Below are 22,370 nucleotides of genomic sequence, written 5' to 3' on the forward strand. Positions count from 1 at the left end.
TTCCCATGAAAACAGGTTCCATAAAACAAAAAGTAAAATTCAGTGTTTCCCCGAAAGAAGTTTATGAAGCGCTCATGAATTCGAAAAAACATTCGGCATTCACCGGGACTAAATGCACGATCGGTAAAAAAGAAGGAAGTGTATATTCTGCATACGACGGATACATTGTTGGCAAGAATTTAAAACTGGTACCCGGAAAAAAAATTGTTCAAACGTGGAGAGCGGTCGATGGCAAGTGGCCCGACGATCATTATTCTGAAATTACTTTTGATCTTAAATCTTCTGGGAAAGGAACTGAACTTACTTTTTCGCAGAAGAAAATTCCCATCGGCCAGGTTGCGGAATTCACGCAGGGATGGAAGGAACATTACTGGGAAAGAATGCATGATTATTTTTCAAGGTGAAAATCAACGAGTCCATCCATGGGAGATGCAACTATTCTTCCCGGCGCAATAGAAAATTTTTCAAGAAGTGGCAGAAGTAATTCACGGTTGTGCCAGGCAACAGAACCTGTAAAAGACAATTTCATTTTACTGCCACGCGAAAATTTTTTGAAATTTTCCAGGAAGTTTATGAAACTTTCTTCAATAATATTCCGGCATTCTTCATAGTGAGAATTAGTTGTTGCAATTTTTGAGAAGGAAGCAATGAAACGTGCAGGATAAGGATGATGATAAACCTGGTCGAGGATCTCTGCTTCACTTTTCCCACATTCCTCTTCAATTTTTTTCTGAAGTACCGGCGACAACTCGTGGCGAAGATATTTTCCGAGAATCTTTTTTCCAATGTGCACTCCTCCTCCTTCATCGCCAAGAATGAATCCGGGCGACGGCATACTCCTGCAGATATTTTCTCCATCATACTCGCCGGCATTTGATCCGGTTCCGAGAATTGCTGCAAATCCTTTTTCTTTTCCGCACAATGCGCGCGCGGCCCCGAGCAAATCAGTGCTCACCTGTACGCGGGCGTGCGGGAATGCGCGCTCAAGAATGATCAGCCATGAATTTCTTTTCAGTTCATTGCCGCATCCGGCTCCATAAAAAAACAGTTTCAATTCATTATTCCCGCTGCAAAACGGAAAAATTTTTTCTTCGATCAATTTCCGGAAATCTTCACCGGAAATATGCCACGGATTCAGCCCGGTTGTGAATATTTTGTGCTGTTCACGCGCGTCATCAATGAATCTCCATTCTGTTTTGGAAGAACCGCTGTCAGCTAAAAGCAACTTCATGGGTTGAAGTTATAAATTAAGAGCTGGAATAAAATGAAAAAGGACATTCCGCAGAATGTCCCTGATGAAAAGATATTTGTTCAATTCGTATTGAAAAGAAAATGATTCGGCGTTACGATATTATTTTTAATAGCGAAGAGCACCAGCCCTGCCGTATTGTTTACACCCAGCTTCGACATGATGTTTTTCCGGTGAGTAGTAATGGTATGTGTACTGAGGAATAATTTATCGGCGATCTCTTTATTGGTGAGTCCTTCCGCAATGAAAGAGATGATCTCCGCTTCACGGTCAGATATCCGCAAACCGTCGCAGGAAATTGTTTCTGCAGAAATTTCTTCCCCGTTATTTTTCACAACACTACTCAGAATTTTTCCGCAAAAGAATTTTTCGCCCTTGGCAGTGGCGTGTACGGCATCAAGTATTTCATCTTTTTCACAATCGCGGAGAAGATAGCTTGTGATGCCGGTCGACATCGCATCTGCAAGCATCCACCGGCTTGGTTTTTCCGAGATAGTAAGAAAACGTGTGGAAGGTGATTCGGAAATAATTCTTCTCAAAGTTGAAATTCCGAAAGCCGGATCGAGATGATCGATGATAATGACGTCTGGTTTCCCTGCCAGGGCAATTCTTGACAATTCATCTCCATTTGAAGCTTCCCCTGATAATAGAAGACTTTTATCACTAATAATCAATGATTTAAGACCTTCTTTTACAAGGTAATTACTTTGCGCGATAAGTATCGTTGTGATCATTTTCTTATTTAGACTAATTAAAAATAAGTAAACAAAGATATTTATTCAAGCCGGATTAACCACAAGTATATTTCTTATTTATTCACAAGGAAAACCTCCGGAATTGTGAATTTCGTCCCCTCTTCGGCTAGCTGGGTTTGCGGAAATTCTGTTCTTGCTTCTTCGAGCAATGGAAGAAGATCGGTATAACGAACAGAAAAATGACCGATCACTAATTTTTTCACGCCTGCTTTTTTTGCTGCGAGGCCTGCTTCAAGTGCCGTAGTGTGAAAAGTTTTTTCAGCACGCTCCAGCATCTCGTGCAGAAAAGTAGATTCATGATAAAGGAGATCGACATCTTTCACGGCTTCAATTACTTTCTCATTATATCGCGTATCAGAAACAAACGCATACGATCGTGAAGCGTATCTGCCTTTTGTAAGTTCCTCATTCCGGAATTTTCTCATTCCATCGGGCATAATGTCTTTCCCATTTTTCAGATCAGAAAAAAATTCGCGGGATATTCCGTATTCCGCAAGTTTTTCTTTATCCAGAGAAAACATTTTTTCTTTTTCCCGGAAAATAAATCCGCAGCAGGGAATTCGGTGATTGAGAAGAACGGTCTCGACACTCAAAACATGATCTTCGAATATTATTCCTGCCTTGTGAATATCATGTTCATGCCAGTTAATCTTGTAATTAAGTACGGTGCCCGATAATTCAAATTGAAGGTCAATAATTGTTTTCAATCCCGGCGGATGATAAATGGTCAACTCTTTTTTTCTTCCGAGCAAATGCAAAGAAGAAAGAAGTCCCATTAATCCGAGATAATGATCGCCGTGAAGATGACTGATGAAAATATGATCGATGCGCTGAAAACGGATCTTGTACTTTCGCAACTGGATTTGCGTTGCTTCTCCGCAGTCAATTAAAAAAAAACGCTCAGCCACATTCAGTAGCTGAGCCGTAGGATGACGTTTGGATGTTGGTGTTGCAGAACTACTTCCGAGTATGGTCAATTCAAAAGCAGCAGCCATTCATCAGTGAGATACTGTGATCCTTTTTGTAACAACAGAATTTCCCATTCTGAAAGAACACAAATAAACGCCGGAAGAAAGTTCTGAAGTATTCAAATCGTATTGCGCGGTTCCTTTTGCAACACTGATAATATCCTGCTTTATCACATTACCCAATACATCGTATATCACCAAATTCACATTACCTGCATTCGGAATATTAAAACGGAAATCGGTATGATCATCAGCAGGATTCGGAGAGTTAGTTGCAACAGAAAATTGTTTGATCTCGTAACTGTTGAATCCGTTTGCAGGCTGAATGACGAGTTTATAGCCGGTCTTGGTTGTTGCCTCAGGAGTAGGCACACTAAAAATTACAACCGTCGCAGTATAATAAACGATCAACGGATAAACTCCATCGCTATTAGGTCCGCCAAGTTCCTGTCCCGCTACTGCTAATCCCGTCACCGCCACGCATCCATAACCTGTACCCGGAGGAGTGGCTGTTGGAGTTGTAAAAGTTCCGGTACTTGGATTAGGAAGGTAAGTGAAGTTGGCAGGAATTCCGGTTACACTGTCTATCTGAACCTGCGTGATCGGAAATGTTCCGAACATAGTGACCGTGTCGGGTTGAATATGAAACTGGAGATCGGTGTTATAAGGCGTGCCCACGTAAGCGATCGGCAGATTCGTGATCGTATCGGGAATGATGGAGTAATTTGTATTGTTAGGCGGGCCGAATAATGAACTATTGATCGTGCACTGCGAATGTGATGCAATTGCGAGAAGAATTCCGGGAATGAGCGTGTAAATTTTTTTCATGTGGGGTAAGGTTGATTTTCAATCGCGCCCATTGTGCTCCACATCTTCAGCAACAAGAAGATCAATGGCAGAGGGAAGATCGGTAGCTATTTTGAGAATACTGTCGAGCTGGGAAATTGAAATGAGTTTTTTTACGGGATCCTGCAAACCGGTGATCACGAGAAATCCGTTCGCATTTTTACAAAGGCGATTTGCAACCAGGATTGCACTGAGCCCCGAGGAATCACAATATCTTGTTTCGCCAAGATCAATGATCAGGTTTCTAACTCCGTCTGCATTCAGAACAACAAGTTCAGATTTTAAAGCAGGAGCGATCATCGTATCCAGTTTTTCAACATTGATTCGGATGAGGGAATACCGTTCGCTTCTTTCAACTACAAATGGCTGATTCATATTTGCAAAAATAGGTTTTTTCCCTGCGAATGCAAAATGAAATTCTGAACGTGAAAAAGCGTAGATCGACCGGAACCTCAGTCATCTGTTCTTCCTGCGAGGAGATAAAGCACAGCCATGCGCACAGCAACACCATTCTCCACCTGGTCGAGTATGATGGATTGTGCCGAATCAGCAACTTCACTCGTGATCTCCACGCCCCGGTTGATCGGCCCGGGATGCATGATCGTGATCTCCTTCCCTACTTTGTTCAGCATTTCCATATCGAGCCCGTATTGCATAGTGTATTCGCGCAGCGTTGGGAAATATTTGATGTCCTGTCGTTCCAACTGAATGCGGAGCATATTGGCAACGTCGCACCATTCGAGCGCTTTTTTCAGATCGTATTCCACTTTCACACCGAGCGAAGAAATATAGCGCGGCATCAGCGTTCGTGGTCCGCACACCATCACTTCTGCGCCGAGTTTCTGCAGGCAGAAAATATTGGAGATCGCAACTCTCGAATGAAGAATGTCGCCGACGATCACCACTTTTTTCCCTTTTACGCTTCCGTGTTTTTCGCGGATAGAGTAAGCATCTAGCAACGCCTGCGTTGGATGTTCGTGCGCGCCATCTCCTGCATTCACAATTTTAGCATCAATATATTTTGACAGAAAAACACAAGCTCCCGGATTCGGGTGGCGCATCACCACCATATCCACCTTCATCGCAAGAATATTATTTACGGTATCAATGAGCGTTTCTCCTTTTTTCACAGAAGAATTGGAAGCGGCAAAATTCACCGTGTCCGCAGAGAGGCGGCGTTCTGCAAGTTCAAACGAAACGCGCGTACGGGTTGAATTCTCAAAAAACAAATTAGCAATGGTAATATCGCGTAACGAAGGGACTTTTTTGATCGGGCGATTGATCACATCTTTGAACGTGTTGGCAGTATCCAGTATCAATTCAATATCTGCAGCATTCAGTTGTTTGATACCGAGCAGGTGTTTAACACTGAGTTTTTTTCCGTTACTCATCCGTTCGTGTTTAACCATACTTTATCTTCTCCGCCATTCTCACTCCATTCCACTGTTACATTTTCCGAACTCACCGTATCCACGGTTCTTCCGGTGTATTTTGCCTGGATCGGAAGATTGCGGCTGAAGCGTCTGTCAACCAGAACAAGCAATTCCACATCTTTCGGACGGCCGAATGCCATCATTGCATCCAGTCCTGAGCGAATGGTTCTTCCGGTGAAAAGAACATCATCGATCATGATCACATTTTTATCTTCGATGATGAAATCAATATTTGTTTTATTCGGGACGAGATCCTTTCTCCGGAAATCATCGCGATAAAAAGTAACATCGAGTTCTCCCAATGGAATTTTATCGTTGGAAAGAATTTTTCCGAGCGTTTTGTGAATGCGCCTTGCAAGCAGGATCCCTCGTGGCTGAAGGCCAATGATCACTGAGGAAGAAAAATCGTCGTGTACTTCGATCAACTGGTGGCAAAGACGATTGATCGTAATGGAGAACTGCTGCGGATTGAGTATTAATCGTGGAGCCATATTCGGCGATTCAAAGATAATTAATCGGCGCTTTGAACTTCACCCGACATTCAATTGTTTCAAACCAAAAATGAACATTCACCGAATAAACTTTCCTGTTTCCGGATCGCATTTGAGCGTGTCGCGTATTTCTCTTCTTCCTTCGATCGGAAAATCTACAAAGTGAATAGCGTGTTCGTGAACCAATGCGGGTTCGAATTTCTGATATGCATAATGAAGCTGGTCGTAAAGAGAATCATGCCTCCAGAAAAAATTTCCATTATCCGAATTCAGTTTACCAACCATGCCGAGCGAGGAAACATAAATTGCATTTCCATCCAATACCGGCTGACCGGGATTCGGCACTTTAAAAACACTTTCCCATTCCGGTTTAGTTGCTCCTTCGGGGAACGCTGCAAAATAAGTTTTCACTCCTTCATGATCTGTTTCCTGCCAGTTCACAAAATATTTTCCGGAGGAAAGGGGGATAATAAAAATCTTGTCGACAAGAAATTCCGCCTTCAGGTCAAACAAAAATTTCCGCCGTGAAGAAACAGTATCTGAACATTCCACTTTTCCTTTGTAAGAAGAATAGAAGCGATTACCACCAATCAAACCGGTGAAATCATCGTAGGCAGACCGCTCGTCTTTATTGAGTTCAACTCCTTTCACCACTCCGGGCTTCAGATCTGCAACTGCATTCTTCGGCGCAACAGAAATATTCTTGTCAATGACAACCGGCCTGTTCCCGCACGCGAATCCGGCAACAGCCAGCACAAGTACCGATAAATTTTTCATTGACATCATCGAAAAGCAAATTTACACAGAGGGCAATGATATTGAAAGTGATCTCAAAATTGACATTCAATCATGAAATAATAAAACAAAATTCACAGAATGTGGCAGGAAGAGAAATCACAAACTGTTAAAGCCACCAATGAATTTTGGAATTTGTTATTTGAGATTTTCCGGAAATGCATATTCAATTTTGAGGACCTGATTATACTATCGCTGATTGTGCAGGTGAAAATTCTGTGCCGCCCGGTATTGAAGAAATTTCTGGCGGATAAAAACAGCGAGATCATATTCTGATGCAGTTTTCAGAAATGATTCCGGGATATTTATAAAATCAATGAAGTTGTCAAATTCATTTTCCTGCAGATCGATCACGCCCGACTTATTATAGGTGCGGAAAAGTTCTTTCAGTATATCGCGCTTGTTGTCTTCATTCTCCAGCATGGCCACTGCTTCTTTCGAGCGCCCTTCCCTGCTGTAGCGCTCATAGAGGTAAGTGATCGGGCTCTCCACTGCGTCGGTAACGCCCGAGGTTGTTCGCGTTTGTACAGCGCCTATGTGTTCTCTTTCTTTCTGAATTTCGCTGAGATCTTTTGCGGGATAAATGACGACTGAGTTCATCACGTTCGCTTTCATTTTTAAACCGATCCGCTCTGAATATTCATTGCGCATCACAGAATCGCGAAAACAAATACGGACAGGATTATATCCACCGGAAGAAATAACAAACGTATCTGATTTCAATCCGCCAATCCTGAATTCACCACCGGCAGCCGCATTTTGCCCGCTTCCAGTTCTATGGTTTACCACGATCGGCATCAGTTTCAGCGAAGAGTCCATCACATCATACACGCGTCCTTTGAAGACGATGCGTGTGGTGTCATTCTGTGCGTGTACTTCCGAACAGAGGAAAAAAATAAAAAAATATGCAAGGAGATTTTTCAATTCTGTGAGCGGCGGTTCTTCATCCACTTATAGATCCTTCCGGGTTTTCCTTTGTTCTGCTTTTTGTCCATGTCGTGCTGATTCTCACCGTAAAATTTCTTTCCGTGAATATTCCAGGCAACATCAAAATAAAAACCGGTATCGGAAATACTAAGGAGATCTTTTTTCTCCGAAGCAAAACGCATGCGATAATCGGCTGAGATCATAAACCCACGTCCAAGTGTTCGTGCAACACCACAACCGAGATTTCCGCAATACCATTTTTCCATGAGACGCATACCGATGTAATATTTATTATTGTCGTTGAGCGAAGGGCCAATGTAAGTTCCTCTCCAGTCGAGATGGCCGGCACCGAATAGAAATTTAAAAAGGTATTTTGTCTGGCCTATGTCGAAAAGAAAATTTCCGTCGAGTTCAGAATTCCACGCCTTAATATCATTGATGGATCCCGAAGCGTGATTCACAAAACCGGAATACTCGAAACTCCAGTAGAACCAGGGTTTAGTATGAATACCAATAAAAAAATGATCGCCCGGTTTATAATTTCCTTTCACTTCTTTCCTGTTATTGATAACGGAAAAACACGGACCTCCGCCAATGGAAATAAAGGGATGGAATTTTGCCGAACCCGGAACAATACCCATGTAGGTTTCCTGCGCGCCCAGGTGTGCAGCAAAAAACAAAATCAAGAGAAGAAAAATTCCCGGAACCTTCATACTATAAAGATAAGACGAAGTTCCCAGTGAAAAGATGCTCTGCTGCAAATGGTTCAGCTGCCAAGAGTGATCCTGCTATGAAAATTACAATGACGCAGAAGGGGTATATTACAAAACGGGCGTTTGTTTCCCCCGTGCTAAAGAATGCTACATAATGATCCGGAAAGAGAAAATCGTCGGGGTGAGAGGACTCGAACCTCCGGCCTCCACGTCCCGAACGTGGCGCGCTAGCCAACTGCGCTACACCCCGAATTGAATCGGTTTCCGCAAAAGTAATATTTTCATTATTCCCGATTGGTTTTGCTTCTGCCTCCGGCGGCGATAACTTCATTTTCATCGCGGAGATGGAAAAAAAAACTATTTTTGCTGAAACAGGTCAATGACCAAAAATCCTACTATGAAAAACCGTTTTATCAAGTCGTGGCTTCTCCCGGCCGCTGTTCTTGTCTTTGCACTTCATTCCTGTGGTAATGATGGCGATGGAAAAACTCCTACTGATTCTACTGCGGGAGATTCTACAGCTACAAAAGGGGATACAACCAAAAATCTGAACATGATCTCCGTGCCTTCTCCAACAGAAGTTTTCGGTTACATGAAAATGGTTGGTGCATCAAATGCCAATTCGAATTATCTCAATCCTACTGATAATGAGAAAAAATATGAGAGCAAAAAATCGCAGTCTTTAAATCTTGGCATATATTCTGCTGACCTGCTGTATTGCTCCACGTTCGGAGTCTCCGATAAAGTTCTTGGCTATTTCGGCACCTGCATGCGCATGGGCGATAAACTGAAAGTAGCAACCAACCTCACGGATAAAGACAAAGACCGCATCAGCAAAAATACCGGTAACGGCGATTCACTTGTTGCAATTTCGAATGACATGTATCTTTCTTCATTCGAGAATCTCGAGAATACCGATCGCGGCGGAGACCTTAGTCTCATGCTTGCAGGAGGATGGGTGGAAAGCCTTTACCTTATGAGTAACATGGTTAAAGATTTTGACAAAGACAAATCAACGGCTGAACACATAGCTGAACAGCGTCTCGCACTTGGAAATCTTATTGAATTCATGGACAAGTACGCTGCTAAAGATGCCGATGTAAAAGCTGTTCAGGATCAGATCAAAGATTTAAAAACACTTTTCGATGCATCGCAAACCTCGGGAACCAACAGTGCCACCTCCAAGAAAAATGGAAAACTTGTCATAGGCGGCGGTGCAAAAACAACACTCACCAAAGATCAGTTTGATAAGATCCAGAGTAAACTCAATGAAATACGTACCGGTTATATTAACCTCCAGTAAGAATCAACCTCAGAAAAAATAACTATGAAAAAGCTGTCGAAATATGTTTTGATTGCCGCAATGATCGGCATCACTGCACCTATTCCTTCACAGAATACCTGTTTAATGTATCACCGCCAGCCGGGATGCAGCCAGGCGTCTGAAGAAGGTTTCATTTACAATTCACAATCGAAAAGCGGTTTGTTCGCAAAAGGAACAACTTCTAAACTCAAAGCTATTTTCTACGCAGGATTCGATTATTCGATCTCTCTCTGCGCAGATCCGGCATTGGGAACCGAAATTGGTCTTGTTCTTTCTGATGCATCCACAGGCGAAGTGCTCTATGATAATGCAACAGATAACAAATCCAGTCACATGGAATTCTCCTGCGAATCTACTCGCAACATGTTCGTCACCGTCACCATTCCCGGCGAAGGTGTTAGCCGCGGCAAAGCAGTAGATGCTGCCTGCCTCGGAATTCTCATTGAGCAAAAAGTTACCCCGAAAGTCGGTTTCTGACCGCTCGTCAATTTTATTTCAAAAAAGCCCTGTCTTCATTACGAACGACGGGGCTTTTTTATTTTCTTTGATTCACCTCAAAACAAATTCCTGAAAATTATGCGCTACCAGAATGTGCTACTGATCGCTTCCTGTTTTATTCTCTTCGCTGCAACCGGCGGCGACAAAAAAAAATGGAATGTAAATGATCCTCCCGGCGATTATAAAGATGTTTCCTTCACCGTTACAGAAGGGACGTGGATGAATCTCGATGTGAGCCCTGACGGAAAAACAATTGCATTCGATCTGCTTGGTGATATTTATTCCATTCCGATCACAGGAGGAACTGCTACTCCTTTACAAACAGGTCTTGCCTGGCAATGTCAACCTCGATTCAGTCCCGATGGAAAAACAATTTGTTTTACAAGTGACGGTGGTGGTGGAGATAATATCTGGACGATGAAAGCAGATGGCTCCGATGCAAAACAAGTGACCAAAGAAAATTTCCGCTTGCTCAATAATGCCGTATGGTCTGGCGATGGCCAATATCTCATTGGAAGAAAACATTTTTCCTCTACCCGTTCACTCGGTGCCGGAGAAATGTGGATGTATCACAAAACCGGCGGTGATGGAATTCAACTCACGAAAAAGAAAAATGCACAACAGGATGTGAACGAACCCAGCGCTTCTCCCGATGGAAAATATTTATACTACAGCGAGGACATGTATCCAGGCGGATTTTTCCAGTACAACAAAGATCCCAACAACCAGATCTATGTGATCAATCGCTATGATCTTACCAGCGGAGAAATTACAAACGTTACGGGCGGACCCGGTGGCGCATTTCGCCCGCAGGTGTCACACGATGGAAAATTACTGGCATTCGTGCGACGCGTTCATGAAAAATCTGTTTTGTACCTGCGCGATCTTGCAACTGGAGAAGAATGGCCTGTGTATGATGATCTGAGCAAAGATCAGCAGGAGGCATGGTGCATCTTCGGAGTGTATACTGGTTTCAACTGGATGCCCGATAACAAACACATCATCATCTGGGCGAAAGGAAAAATTAAAAATGTGGACATCTCTACTCAGAAAGCAACTGAAATTCCTTTCTCCGTTACTTGTCATCACAGAATTTATAACGCGCTTCATTTCGATCACGATGCTGCTCCCGATAAATTCACCGCGAAAATGATCCGCAACGCAGTGACTTCTCCCGATGAAAAATGGCTCGTGTTCAATGCGGCCGGTTATCTCTGGAAAAAACAATTACCGAACGGAACTCCATCGCGACTCACAACGGGAACTGATTTTGAATTCGAACCCGCATTCTCGAACGATGGAAATAAACTCACTTATGTTTCATGGAACGATGAAAATACAGGAGCGGTGATGTCGCTCGATATGAAAAATCCGAAAGCCGTTCCGGTGAAGATCACCAGTGAAAAAGGAATTTTCCGCACGCCATCTTTTTCTCCTGACGGAAAAACAATTGCATTCTGGAAAGAAGGCGGCAATGATCACCAGGGATTTACCTATAGCGTAAAACCCGGAATTTATTCTGTTTCATCTTCGGGAGGAAATGCAGCTTTTCTTTTTGATAACGGCGGACAAAAACCAATGTATTCTTCTGATGGAAAAGAAATTTTTTATTATTTGGACAATGGCGATTCGAAAGAACTCGATGCTTACGATGTGGAAAAGAAAACTTCGAAGCAAGTAGCCACTTCTCCTTACGCTTGGGAAATAATTCCGAGTCCCGATAATAAATGGATCGCATTCCGCGAGCTTTTCAAAGTTTACGTCTGTGCTTTTCCTCCTTCCGGAAAATCGCTCGATCTCAGCAAAGACATGAGCCAGGTGCCAATGAATTGTGTAACGCGCGATGCAGGTCAATCCATTTGCTGGAGCAGCGACAGTAAAAAAATTCACTGGACGATGGGCAGTAAATATTTTGAAAGAGAAATTAAAAACACATTCACATTCGTCAATGGAGCTTCCGATTCTCTTCCTGCACTTGATACCACTGGAATTGAGATCGGCCTGGAATTGCAATCGGATAAACCAAAAGGAACGATCGCATTGACCAACGCACGCATCATTACCATGAATGCAAACAGTGATGTGATCGAAAACGGAGTAGTTGTGGTAAAAGAAAATAAAATAATCGCGGTTGGAAAAACCGGTGATGTGCAGATTCCTTCCGATGCAAAAGTCATTGACTGCAGTGGCAAAACAATTATGCCCGGGCTCGTGGATGTGCATGCGCACCTGGGAACTTTCCGCCAGGGATTGTCTCCTCAAAAACAATGGAGCTATTATGCGAATCTTGCTTTCGGTGTAACCACTACGCACGATCCTTCTTCGAATACAGAAATGGTTTTTTCACAATCGGAAGCAGTACGTGCCGGAAACATGATCGGCCCGAGAATTTTTTCTACCGGTTGGATTCTTTATGGCGCTGAAGGAGATTTCAAAGCCGTCATCAACAATTATGACGATGCACGTTCTGCAGTTTACCGCACAAAAGAATGCGGCGCATTTTCAGTGAAGAGTTATAATCAGCCGCGGCGTGAACAAAGACAACAGGTGATAGCTGCTGCACGCAGCATGCAGATGGAAGTTGTTCCAGAAGGCGGATCCTTTTTTTATCACAACATGACGATGATCCTCGACGGACACACCGGCATCGAACACAATATTCCTGTTGTTCCTGTTTATGATGATGTCGTGAAATTGTGGAGCGCAAGTAAAACCGGTTACACGCCAACACTCATTGTCACTTACGGCGCTACAAGCGGAGAAAATTACTGGTACCAGCATTCCAATGTGTGGGAAAATTCAAAACTGCTTAATTTTTATCCACGCGGTGAGATCGATTCACGCTCGCGCCACCGCACGATGATCCCGGAAGAAGAATACAACAACGGTTTCATTCTTGTTTCCCAGTCGTGCAAAAAATTAGCGGATGCCGGAGTGAAAGTTAATCTCGGCGCACACGGGCAATTGCAGGGGCTGGGCGCTCACTGGGAATTGTGGATGCTGCAGATGGGTGGAATGACGAACATGGAAGCGTTGCGTTGCGCAACAATGAACGGCGCCTATTACATTGGCATGGACAAACAGATCGGTTCAATAGAAACAGGAAAATTAGCCGACATCATTGTGCTCGACAAAAATCCGCTGGAGGACATTCATAATTCGCAGTATGTGAAATACACAATGATCAATGGAAGAATTTACGATACGGAAACCATGAACGAGATCGGCAATTACGATAAGAAACGCACAAAATTCTGGTGGGAGAATCCAAAATATTCGGCGCAGTACAACTGGCACGAAGAAACAAATTCATTCATGGACGATAATTGCGGAAATATTGAATAGTGGATGTAGGTGAATTACGGATTTTCTACGGAATACGGATTACAGAGGTAAACCGATTTTACAGTGGGTTTGCATACAATACTCCGTAATCTCCGTTCCAATTCGTAATCTGTATTCCGTAGAAAATCCGTAATCCTCCCCCTAAATGGGAACGGTTATTGCAAATGAAAATCACCACCTTTTGTCTTAACTTCATCGTCATGAAAAAATTACTGCTCTTCCCCGCCCTTCTTTTTTCATTCATTTGTTTTGCACAAAAAGATTCTTCGCACGTTGTCACTTATCACAAGAACGGAAAAGTGAACGAGGATTATCATTTGAATGCGAGTGGCGACAAGGATGGTCCGTATCTGAAAATGGGACGCAACGGAAAAAAATATGTTTCGGGCCAATACAAAGACGGAATTCCAATTGGTGTGTGGGAATATTTCGCTTCCGATACCACCGGAGATCTTGTGCAGAAACTGGATTTCGATTCGCACAAAGAAATTTTTGTGGATCCCGTGAGGCAGAATATGCTCATTTGCGGCCCGCGCTATTTCGGTGGCAATATGCTGAAGCAGGAATACATTCAGCACAGGATAAAAACAGATTTCACGGCAGAGGAAAGAGAAAAACTAAAGGGTGAGAAATATACTGTTTCATTCACAATCGATAGTGTTTCTCTGAAACCGGTGCTGGTCAATTGCAATGAAACTGATGTTCCACCGGATGTAAAACCAAAACTTGAAAAAATTGTTTCTGAAATGCCGGCGTGGCTCCCACCTGTTTGCAAAGATGAAAAAGTGTGGAGATTCAGTGTGACGTTTGCGTTTTGAATGACACAACAAATTCACAACCGGAAGAATTTTCTTCACCAAAATAATTTTCTTTTAACAAAATCACTTTCTCTCCAATCCCATCGTACTTTTGAATTGCAATGCACTCTCCTTCTTCCATTCTAAAAAAATACTGGAGCTTTGAAAATTTCCGTCCGAACCAGGAAGAAATTATAAAAAGTGTGCTTGATGGAAAAGATACGCTCGCATTGCTTCCAACAGGCGGCGGAAAATCAATTTGCTTTCAGGTGCCTGCATTATGCAGCGACGGAATCTGTATTGTTGTTTCTCCGCTCATTGCGCTCATGCAGGACCAGGTTGAAAATTTAAATGCACGCGGAATAAAAGCCATCGCCATTACTTCTGTGATGTCGAAAAAAGAAGTGGATGTTGCTTTTGATAATTGCGTTTATGGCGATCTGAAATTCCTTTATCTCTCGCCCGAACGATTGCAAACAGAAATGGCGCGCATACGCATTTCAAAAATGAATGTGAATCTTTTCGCGATCGATGAAGCGCATTGCATTTCCCAATGGGGATATGATTTTCGTCCGCCGTACCTGCAGGTTGCCGCTTTGCGCGAAATTCATCCTCACATTCCCGTGCTCGCGCTTACTGCTACTGCAACGCTTCGTGTTGTAGATGATATCCAGGAAAAATTATTATTCAAAAAGAAAAATGTTTTCCGGAGCAGTTTCGCGAGAACAAATCTTGCTTACACCATTCGCAAAACAGAAAATAAAATTGACCCTGTCGTAAAATTATCTTCCACACCCGAAGGAAGCGGCATCGTGTATGTGCGCAGTCGCCGGCGCACGCGGGAGATCTCAGATTTTTTGAAACGGAAAGGAATTGCATCTTCATTCTATCATGCCGGGCTTCCTGCTGCAGAACGGATCACCACGCAGAAAGAATGGTTGAGCGGAAAATCGAAAGTGATCGTGGCAACAAATGCATTCGGAATGGGAATTGACAAAGCCAATGTCCGTTTTGTGGCGCATCTCGATCTTCCCGATTCTCCCGAAGCTTATTTCCAGGAAGCGGGTCGCGCGGGCAGAGATGGAAAACTTTCTTATGCCGCTTTATTCTGGCAGGAAAAAGATATTGAAGAACTCGAACGCAATCATAAACTTTCTTTTCCTTCATTGACAGAAATAAGAAGAGCGTATCAATCCATCGCGAATTTTTTTCAGGTGGCTATCGGGAGCGGGAATGCGCTCACCCTCGTTTTCGACCAGCAGAAGATCTGCGAATCGTACAAACTGGATCCGGCTGTTTTTTTTCATTGCATAAAATTTCTTGAGCGTGAAGGTTACATTGCGGTGAATGATGCCGTGTACACGCCTGCACGTTTGAAATTCCTGGCGAACAACGATCAGCTTTATAATTTTCAGGTTCAGAATCCGGCTTTCGATAAATTCATCAAAACCATTCTTCGCTCTTATGGAGGATTGTTCGACGAGTATGTGCGCATCCGTGAAAAAGATATTGCGCGCAAAACTTCGCTGGGAGATGAGGAAGTGAAACAAAAACTTTTTTATCTCGACAAACTGGATCTGCTCCACTACATTCCGCAGAATGATAAACCCATGCTCACATTCATTCAGCCAAGAGCAGATGCAAAAAAACTTTTCATCTCGCCGGAAAATCTTTCGGAGCGGAAAAAAATTGCAGAAGAGCGACTGCGCGCCATGATCCGCCTGGTGAGCGATGAACGGAATTGTCGGCAGAAATTATTGTTGCGTTATTTTGGTGAAGAAAATTCTTCCGATTGCGGGATATGTGATGTGTGCAGAAAAAAAAGCAGTTCCGGTAAAAAAGCGGGGCGTAATGATCTCGCTAAAATAATCGTCGAACTCCTTTCTCAAAATCCGAAAAATATCCGCGAACTTCCGGCCGCTCTTCCTTCCTGCACCGAAGAAGATATCAGTTTTGTGGTAAGGCAACTGCTTGATTCGGGAAAAATAAAATTCAATACCAAACGGCACCTCGTCGTAAGCTGATCTTTCAGGTCAATGAAATTTTTTCCTACCTGATAAAAGACAAAAAAATATTCCAGCCGGCTGAGATCCCGCTGAAAAACTTTCGTATCTTTTTATTCCAAATATTTTAAAAACAAAAAACATGAAACCAGGAACTTTTTTTTCGGCCATTCTCATTTCCGTTATTTTTCTTTTTGTTTCCCATCCACTTTCCGCAACTCCCGCCGGTAAAGGGAAAATAGAAATAGTCATTACCAGTCATACCACCCGCGCGCAATTGGATTCCATGGAAACTGCACTGGCTGCACAGGGCGTAACGCTGGATGTGGACATGGCTATTTTCAGCAAGGCAGGGCAATTGGAAAGAATTTCCGGGAAAGTAACTTTTTCTGCTAAACAATTCGGAACATTCTCAAGCGATAATGTGGGAACCATTACTATCACCAAAAAAGGCGGGGCAATGAAAATAAATGTGCAGGATCCTGTTCAACAGTAACGTTTTTTTCTAAACCGGATTTTATGCTTGCAAAATCTTTTTATGCGGGCGCTGATGTAACACGCATAGCAAAAAAATTACTCGGAAAAAAGATCTGCACAAATTTTCGTGGACAATTCACTTCGGGGGTCATCACCGAAACAGAAGCTTATGCAGGCGTAACCGACCGCGCATCACACGCACACGGGGGAAAATTTACCGAACGTACGAAGATCATGTATGAAAAAGGCGGGACAGCTTACATCTATCTGTGCTATGGAATTCATCACCTTTTCAACATCGTAACGAATAAAAAAGGAATTCCTCACGCTGTTCTGATCCGTGCGATAGAACCGAAAGACGGAATTGAAATTATGATGAAGCGACGGAAGAAAAATAAGATCGGAAAGAATTTTTCCTCAGGGCCCGGAACAGTTTCACAAGCATTGGGAATTCATGTAAAATATTCCGGCGCGGATCTTACGTCAAAAAAAATCTGGCTCGAAGAAACAGGAATAGTAGTCCCGAAAAATGAAATTATCATTGGCCCCCGAATCGGTGTAAGTTACGCAGGAGAAGATGCGAAGTTGCCGTATCGGTTTTTATGGAAGAAAAGGTATTAGGTAATTTAGGTATTGAGGTAATTTTTGTGTCGTGAAATAATTCCTCCCGCCGAATACCTCAATACCAAATATCCCAATACCTTACCTTTGCCATCTATGGAACGTACCGCTGTCATACTAAGTTCAGGAAAAGATCAGTCGCTGAAAAGATTTCATCCGTGGGTTTTTTCGGGCGCGATAAAAAAAATTAAAGGCCCCGTTCAGGAAGGCGATCTCGTTGACGTTTTTTCAAATAAAGAGGAATACCTCGGCACCGGGCATTATTCTTCGGGTTCCATTGCCATCCGTGTTTTTTCATTCGACAGTAAAGAGATCGGCGCACAGTTCTGGAATGAAAAAATTTCAAAGGCATGGGAGTACAGAAAAAATATTGGAATTACCGAAGATAAAAACACCAATGTGTATCGCCTCATCTATGCCGAAGGAGATGGAATGCCCGGGCTCATCGTTGATTATTACAATGGAATCGCAGTAATGCAGGCGCATTCTCCCGGAATGCATTTTCAGCGAATGGAAATTGCAACTGCGCTGAAAGAAATTCTCGGCGATAAACTGAAAGCGGTTTATGATAAAAGTGCGGAGTCTTTGCACAAAAATTCTGAACAACAGGTGACGAACGGATATATTCTCGGCGAAGCAGAGAACCACGTGGAAGTAACCGAGAATGGAAATAAATTCCTGATCGATTGGGAGAACGGGCAGAAAACCGGTTTCTTCATTGATCAGCGTAATAACCGGAAATTGCTTTCACAATATTGTAAAGGAAAAAAAGTAGCAAATACTTTCTGCTACACCGGCGGATTTTCCGTGTACGCAGGCACAGCGGGCGCGAGCGCAGTACACAGCGTTGATTCATCGAAAAAAGCAATTGCGCTTGCAGAAAAAAATATGGAACTGAACGGTCTGAAAGATCATGCTGCTTTTGCTATGGACACTTTCGATTTCCTGAAGGATAAAGAAAATGTTTACGATGTGATCATACTCGATCCACCGGCATTTGCAAAATCGATGAGTGCAAAACATCATGCAGTGATGGGATACAAACGGTTGAATGCAGAAGCGATCATGAAAATAAAACCCGGCGGAATTATTTTTACTTTTTCCTGTTCGCAGGTCGTGAATCGCGGATTATTTGCCGATACGATCATGTCGTCAGCAATCGTAGCCGGGAGAAATGTGCGCGTGCTGCATCACCTCACTCAACCGCCCGACCATCCTGTGAATATTTTTCATCCCGAAGGAGAATACCTGAAAGGGCTTGTACTTTACGTGGAATGAAAAAATTATTTTTCATTCCTGCTGTTCCGTTGTTTCTTTCACTAAAAGGAGATAACACGATCAACCTGCCTGTTTTCAATATTACTTTCAAAGTTCCTTCCAAATGGAAAGTTCAACCGTCACTGCCGCACGTGCTAATGAACTTTTAAATGTTCTTAACACGATGTGGCCGGCATCAGCCAATCACTGAGTTTTTATAATTTTGAAAAAAATCATACCCATGAAAAGTTCACGACTCATTATCATTCTGCTTCTCCTCTCTCCCATTCTTTTTTACCGGGCAAGTTGTCACCAGGTGAAAGAAGCTGTCACTTATAAAGCCGATCCTAACTATGATTACCCGGGAAACGGGTACATAAAAGCATTCGTTACCGATGTGGAACTCGACGGATGCAAATGGATGCTGCAACAGGAAAGTGATAATAAAAAACTTGAACCCGACGGATTGCAACCGGAATTCGAACACGACAGTCTCAAGGTCTGGTTGAAATTCGAACCGGAAGACCGGATGAGCGTGTGCATGGCCGGGCAAACGATCAAAGTACTCGATATTAAAATTCGATGATTTGATCCCGATAAATATCGGGACGAAATTTGAAATTGAATTCATTTCTATTGTACTGATCTCCGCTATCGAATCACGAATTTCAAATTTTCGAAATGGATCCTGAATCTTTAAGAATTATTTTCATGGGAACTCCCGGATTCGCTGCAGGAGTTCTTGAAAAATTAATTACTGAAAAGTACAAGGTGGTGGCGGTGATTACTGCGCCGGATAAACCTGCCGGTCGTGGAAAGAAGTTGAACGAAAGTGAAGTGAAACAACTCGCAGAGAAAAATAATATTCCAGTTCTTCAACCTGAAAAATTAAGATCGTCTGACTTTCTCGATGAACTTAAAAATTTAAAACCCGATCTCGGTATCGTGGTCGCATTCCGCATGCTTCCCGCAGTTGTGTGGCAACTTCCTCCAATGGGAACCTTCAACCTGCATGCATCACTTCTTCCGCAATATCGCGGCGCGGCTCCCATCAATCGCGCAATTATGAATGGTGAAAAGAAAACGGGGATCACTACTTTTTTTCTACAACAGGAAATAGATGCGGGAAATATTATTTTCCGCGAAGAAATGGAGATTGCTCCCGATGAAACTGCCGGCCAACTTCATGACCGAATGATGCATTCAGGAAGTGAATTGGTGGTGAGAACTATAAATGCCATTACCAATGGAAATGCTCCACGCGAAAAACAAATTGTTCCCCAGAATAGCAAACTTAATGAGGCGCCGAAAATTTTCCGGAATGATTGCCGCATCGACTGGACTGCTACTGGAAAAAAAATTCACGATCATGTGCGCGGACTTTCTCCTTATCCCGGTGCATGGACAACTTTTGAAACGAAAGATGCCGAACTCATGGAAATGAAGATCCTTCGCACAAAATTCATTCCGGGTGAACTGCGTAGCGATTTTCCTCATGTAAAAACTGCAGATGGAAATATTCTCATTGAAGAATTGCAGGTTGCAGGCAAAAAAAGAATGAGCGCTGCGGAATTCATGAATGGATATGCGGTGAATGAAATACGTTTCATCTGAAATTTTTTCTTTCGTTCGCACAAAAAAGAAAAAAATCTTTATCACCATTTTTTGAACAAAAGCTCTACAACCCTTGACTGATGCGGGTTTGCGCGTATATTTGCTCCCCGCAATTCAATCATTGTTTAACAGGACAAATAGTCCACCCCAAAAAAAAATAAGATGAACAAAGCAGAACTGATCGAAGCGATCTCCACCAGCGCCAGGATTTCCAAAGCAGATGCCGGCCGCGCACTTGATTCCACCATCGAGAACATTTCAAAAGCACTTAAAAAAGGAGAAAAAGTTTCTCTCGTCGGATTCGGAACATTTTCCGTATCAAAACGCGCTGCCCGCACAGGACGCAATCCGCAAACAGGAAAAGCAATTCAGATCAAAGCAAAAAAAGTGGCAAAGTTCAAAGCCGGATCCGATCTTGCAGGAACGGTGAATAAATAACTGAGAAAAAAACTATCGGAAATCCTCTCGAAATCGGGAGGATTTTTTATTCTGAGAATTATGAATACTGATAAAATAAAATCTTTCGACCCCAACTGCCCCGGCGATCCCGATGGAAATATTTACGGGCTTCCTTTCACTCCGAAAGAAGCAAACATCGTGATCGTTCCTGTTCCCTGGGATGTAACGGTTTCTTATTCCGATGGAAGTTCAAAAGGGCCGGAAGCAATTTTCGATGCTTCATTCCAGGTTGATATTTATGATCCGATGATGAAAGATGCGTGGAAGATCGGATTGGCAATGGAAGAAATTTCTTCGGAAATAAAAAGAAAGAACAGTTCGCTGAGAAAAGAAGCAAAAAAATATATTCACGCATTCACCAATAATAAACTGAACAAAACTTCCGGAACAATTCTTGAAAAAATAAATGCAGGATCGGAATGGCTGAATGAAAAAGTGAAACAGCAATGCCTTCATTGGATGAATAAAGGAAAAATGGTGGTGTTGCTCGGCGGTGATCACAGTACGCCGTTCGGTTTCATGAAAGCGCTGGCAGAAAAATATTCTTCATTCGGAATTCTCCAGATCGATGCGCACGCCGACCTCCGCGCCGCGTACGAGGGTTTCACGTACTCGCACGCGTCCATCATGTACAACGCGCTCACGATCCCGCAGGTGAGCAAGCTCGTGCAGGCGGGCATACGCGATTATTGTGAAGACGAAGCAAAACTCATTGCAAAAAATCCTGCGCGCATAAAAACTTTTTTCGATCGCGATCTCAAACACGATAATTATTTAGGAAAAAACTGGAGCGAACAGGTGGAAGATATCATTTCTCATTTGCCGAATAACGTTTACATCAGTTTCGATATCGACGGACTTGATCCTAAACTCTGTCCGAACACGGGAACTCCTGTTGCCGGTGGATTCGAATTTGAACAGGCGGCTTATCTAATTCAGAAAGTTGCGCAGAGCGGAAAAAAAATAATCGGGATGGATCTGAATGAAGTTGCGCCAGGACATGATGAATGGAATGCAAATGTGGGGGCAAGGATGCTGTTCCGCATGTGTACAATGATGGCGCTCTCCAATGAAAAAGTCTGAAACGGGACAATACAGCAGTGCGTTGTACGAATATCTCTCGGGTTTTCTCACCGAAGAGCGCAGGAAAAAATTCGAAAAACATATTGCACTCCGCAGCCGCTATGTAACCATCGTAGTTGAAGATATTTTTCAGCCGCATAATGCAAGCGCAGTTCTCCGCAGTGCAGAATGTTTCGGCTTACAGGATGTTCACATCATTGAAAGCAAAAACAAATACAATCCCAACCCCGATGTGGTAATGGGCGCAAATAAATGGCTCACCCTTCATCATCACAGCGGAAAAGAAAATAATACCGATGAATGTATTTCGTTTCTTAAAAAAAATAAATATCGTATTGTTGCCACCACTCCGCACAAAAATGATCAGCTCATCAGCCAACTCGATCTTTCGAAAGGAAAAGTGGCGCTCTTTTTCGGAACAGAACTCGAAGGAATTTCAAAAAATATCATGGATGCTGCCGATGAATTTGTAAAAATTCCCATGTTCGGTTTTACAGAAAGTTTCAACATCTCTGTTTCAGCCGCCATCTGCATGTATGAATTAATGACAAAACTCAGAACATCAAATATTGACTGGCAATTAAGCGAAGAAGAAAAAAATAATATTTTGCTGGATTGGGCGCGGAATTCCATTAAGAAACCGGAACTTCTCGAAGAGGAATTTCGAAAAAAGTTAACTCAATAACCATTACATTTGCACCACACCAAACGAAAA

Annotated in this window: 25 protein-coding genes and 1 tRNA gene; 15 read left to right on the top strand and 11 right to left on the bottom strand. The window is 42.9% G+C overall.

The genetic code is table 11. The features are described from left to right. Positions 1–5 precede the first annotated feature (5 nt). The gene (locus tag HY064_04335; GenBank protein ID MBI3509868.1) at positions 6–404 is read left to right on the top strand and encodes an SRPBCC domain-containing protein; all 399 of its coding nucleotides are present in this window, start codon (positions 6–8) and stop codon (positions 402–404) included. Here the strand turns inward: HY064_04335 and HY064_04340 are convergent. The 11 genes from HY064_04340 to HY064_04390 form a co-directional block, all read right to left on the bottom strand. Further along, positions 389–1,231 carry an N-acetylglucosamine kinase gene (locus tag HY064_04340; protein ID MBI3509869.1) on the bottom strand — a complete coding sequence of 281 codons (843 nt, stop codon included), beginning with the start codon at positions 1,229–1,231 and terminating at the stop codon, positions 389–391. The genes HY064_04335 and HY064_04340 overlap by 16 nt on opposite strands. 80 nt (positions 1,232–1,311) lie before the next feature. Beyond that, complete coding sequence (locus tag HY064_04345) at positions 1,312–1,983, bottom strand: response regulator transcription factor (protein ID MBI3509870.1); 672 nt, start codon at positions 1,981–1,983, stop codon at positions 1,312–1,314. 74 nt (positions 1,984–2,057) lie between these two features. Then, the gene (locus HY064_04350; protein MBI3509871.1) at positions 2,058–2,999 is read right to left on the bottom strand and encodes a ribonuclease Z; all 942 of its coding nucleotides are present in this window, start codon (positions 2,997–2,999) and stop codon (positions 2,058–2,060) included. A 3-nt stretch (positions 3,000–3,002) separates the two neighbouring features. Continuing rightward, entirely contained in the window at positions 3,003–3,800 is a 798-nt protein-coding gene (locus HY064_04355; protein MBI3509872.1) for a T9SS type A sorting domain-containing protein, read from the bottom strand. An 18-nt stretch (positions 3,801–3,818) separates the two neighbouring features. After that, positions 3,819–4,193, bottom strand: a complete 375-nt coding sequence (locus tag HY064_04360; GenBank protein MBI3509873.1) for an STAS domain-containing protein — start codon at positions 4,191–4,193, stop codon at positions 3,819–3,821. Positions 4,194–4,270: 77 nt separating this feature from the next. Beyond that, positions 4,271–5,209, bottom strand: coding sequence for an aspartate carbamoyltransferase catalytic subunit (locus HY064_04365; protein MBI3509874.1), 939 nt, complete (start codon positions 5,207–5,209; stop codon positions 4,271–4,273). Beyond that, positions 5,206–5,742, bottom strand: a complete 537-nt coding sequence (gene pyrR / locus HY064_04370; GenBank protein ID MBI3509875.1) for a bifunctional pyr operon transcriptional regulator/uracil phosphoribosyltransferase PyrR — start codon at positions 5,740–5,742, stop codon at positions 5,206–5,208. Before pyrR ends, HY064_04365 begins: the two co-directional genes overlap by 4 nt. 78 nt (positions 5,743–5,820) lie before the next feature. Further along, positions 5,821–6,519, bottom strand: coding sequence for a hypothetical protein (locus tag HY064_04375; protein ID MBI3509876.1), 699 nt, complete (start codon positions 6,517–6,519; stop codon positions 5,821–5,823). 207 nt (positions 6,520–6,726) lie between these two features. Next, a complete protein-coding gene (locus HY064_04380; GenBank protein MBI3509877.1) occupies positions 6,727–7,488 on the bottom strand; it encodes a hypothetical protein in 762 nt (253 codons plus the stop codon). After that, on the bottom strand, positions 7,458–8,150 hold the full coding sequence (locus tag HY064_04385) for a hypothetical protein (protein MBI3509878.1): 693 nt from the start codon (positions 8,148–8,150) through the stop codon (positions 7,458–7,460). Before HY064_04385 ends, HY064_04380 begins: the two co-directional genes overlap by 31 nt. 203 nt (positions 8,151–8,353) lie before the next feature. After that, positions 8,354–8,427, bottom strand: a tRNA-Pro gene (locus tag HY064_04390). Positions 8,428–8,574: 147 nt separating this feature from the next. Between HY064_04390 and HY064_04395 the strand changes: the two genes are divergently transcribed. From HY064_04395 to HY064_04460, 14 genes are all read left to right on the top strand, one after another. Then, positions 8,575–9,480 carry a hypothetical protein gene (locus HY064_04395; GenBank protein ID MBI3509879.1) on the top strand — a complete coding sequence of 302 codons (906 nt, stop codon included), beginning with the start codon at positions 8,575–8,577 and terminating at the stop codon, positions 9,478–9,480. A 24-nt stretch (positions 9,481–9,504) separates the two neighbouring features. Next, positions 9,505–9,978 carry a hypothetical protein gene (locus HY064_04400; GenBank protein MBI3509880.1) on the top strand — a complete coding sequence of 158 codons (474 nt, stop codon included), beginning with the start codon at positions 9,505–9,507 and terminating at the stop codon, positions 9,976–9,978. 99 nt (positions 9,979–10,077) lie between these two features. Then, complete coding sequence (locus HY064_04405; GenBank protein ID MBI3509881.1) at positions 10,078–13,344, top strand: PD40 domain-containing protein; 3,267 nt, start codon at positions 10,078–10,080, stop codon at positions 13,342–13,344. Positions 13,345–13,544: 200 nt separating this feature from the next. After that, entirely contained in the window at positions 13,545–14,162 is a 618-nt protein-coding gene (locus HY064_04410) for a hypothetical protein (GenBank protein ID MBI3509882.1), read from the top strand. A 101-nt stretch (positions 14,163–14,263) separates the two neighbouring features. After that, the gene (locus tag HY064_04415) at positions 14,264–16,165 is read left to right on the top strand and encodes a RecQ family ATP-dependent DNA helicase (GenBank protein ID MBI3509883.1); all 1,902 of its coding nucleotides are present in this window, start codon (positions 14,264–14,266) and stop codon (positions 16,163–16,165) included. A 121-nt stretch (positions 16,166–16,286) separates the two neighbouring features. Then, a complete protein-coding gene (locus HY064_04420) occupies positions 16,287–16,640 on the top strand; it encodes a hypothetical protein (protein ID MBI3509884.1) in 354 nt (117 codons plus the stop codon). A gap of 23 nt (positions 16,641–16,663) precedes the next feature. Next, positions 16,664–17,242: a DNA-3-methyladenine glycosylase gene (locus HY064_04425; protein MBI3509885.1), complete on the top strand. Its 579-nt coding sequence runs from the start codon at positions 16,664–16,666 to the stop codon at positions 17,240–17,242. Positions 17,243–17,338: 96 nt separating this feature from the next. Further along, the gene (locus tag HY064_04430) at positions 17,339–18,520 is read left to right on the top strand and encodes a class I SAM-dependent rRNA methyltransferase (GenBank protein ID MBI3509886.1); all 1,182 of its coding nucleotides are present in this window, start codon (positions 17,339–17,341) and stop codon (positions 18,518–18,520) included. Beyond that, the gene (locus tag HY064_04435; protein MBI3509887.1) at positions 18,517–18,669 is read left to right on the top strand and encodes a hypothetical protein; all 153 of its coding nucleotides are present in this window, start codon (positions 18,517–18,519) and stop codon (positions 18,667–18,669) included. Before HY064_04430 ends, HY064_04435 begins: the two co-directional genes overlap by 4 nt. A gap of 71 nt (positions 18,670–18,740) precedes the next feature. Next, positions 18,741–19,085: a hypothetical protein gene (locus HY064_04440; GenBank protein MBI3509888.1), complete on the top strand. Its 345-nt coding sequence runs from the start codon at positions 18,741–18,743 to the stop codon at positions 19,083–19,085. A 95-nt stretch (positions 19,086–19,180) separates the two neighbouring features. Next, complete coding sequence (locus HY064_04445) at positions 19,181–20,113, top strand: methionyl-tRNA formyltransferase (protein ID MBI3509889.1); 933 nt, start codon at positions 19,181–19,183, stop codon at positions 20,111–20,113. Positions 20,114–20,275: 162 nt separating this feature from the next. Beyond that, positions 20,276–20,551, top strand: a complete 276-nt coding sequence (locus HY064_04450) for an HU family DNA-binding protein (GenBank protein ID MBI3509890.1) — start codon at positions 20,276–20,278, stop codon at positions 20,549–20,551. A 60-nt stretch (positions 20,552–20,611) separates the two neighbouring features. Continuing rightward, positions 20,612–21,655, top strand: coding sequence for an agmatinase family protein (locus tag HY064_04455; protein MBI3509891.1), 1,044 nt, complete (start codon positions 20,612–20,614; stop codon positions 21,653–21,655). Next, entirely contained in the window at positions 21,642–22,340 is a 699-nt protein-coding gene (locus HY064_04460; protein ID MBI3509892.1) for an RNA methyltransferase, read from the top strand. Before HY064_04455 ends, HY064_04460 begins: the two co-directional genes overlap by 14 nt. The last annotated feature ends 30 nt before the right edge of the window (positions 22,341–22,370 follow it).

This window comes from Bacteroidota bacterium (genome assembly GCA_016194975.1).
Taxonomy (GTDB): Bacteria; Bacteroidota; Bacteroidia; order Palsa-965; family Palsa-965.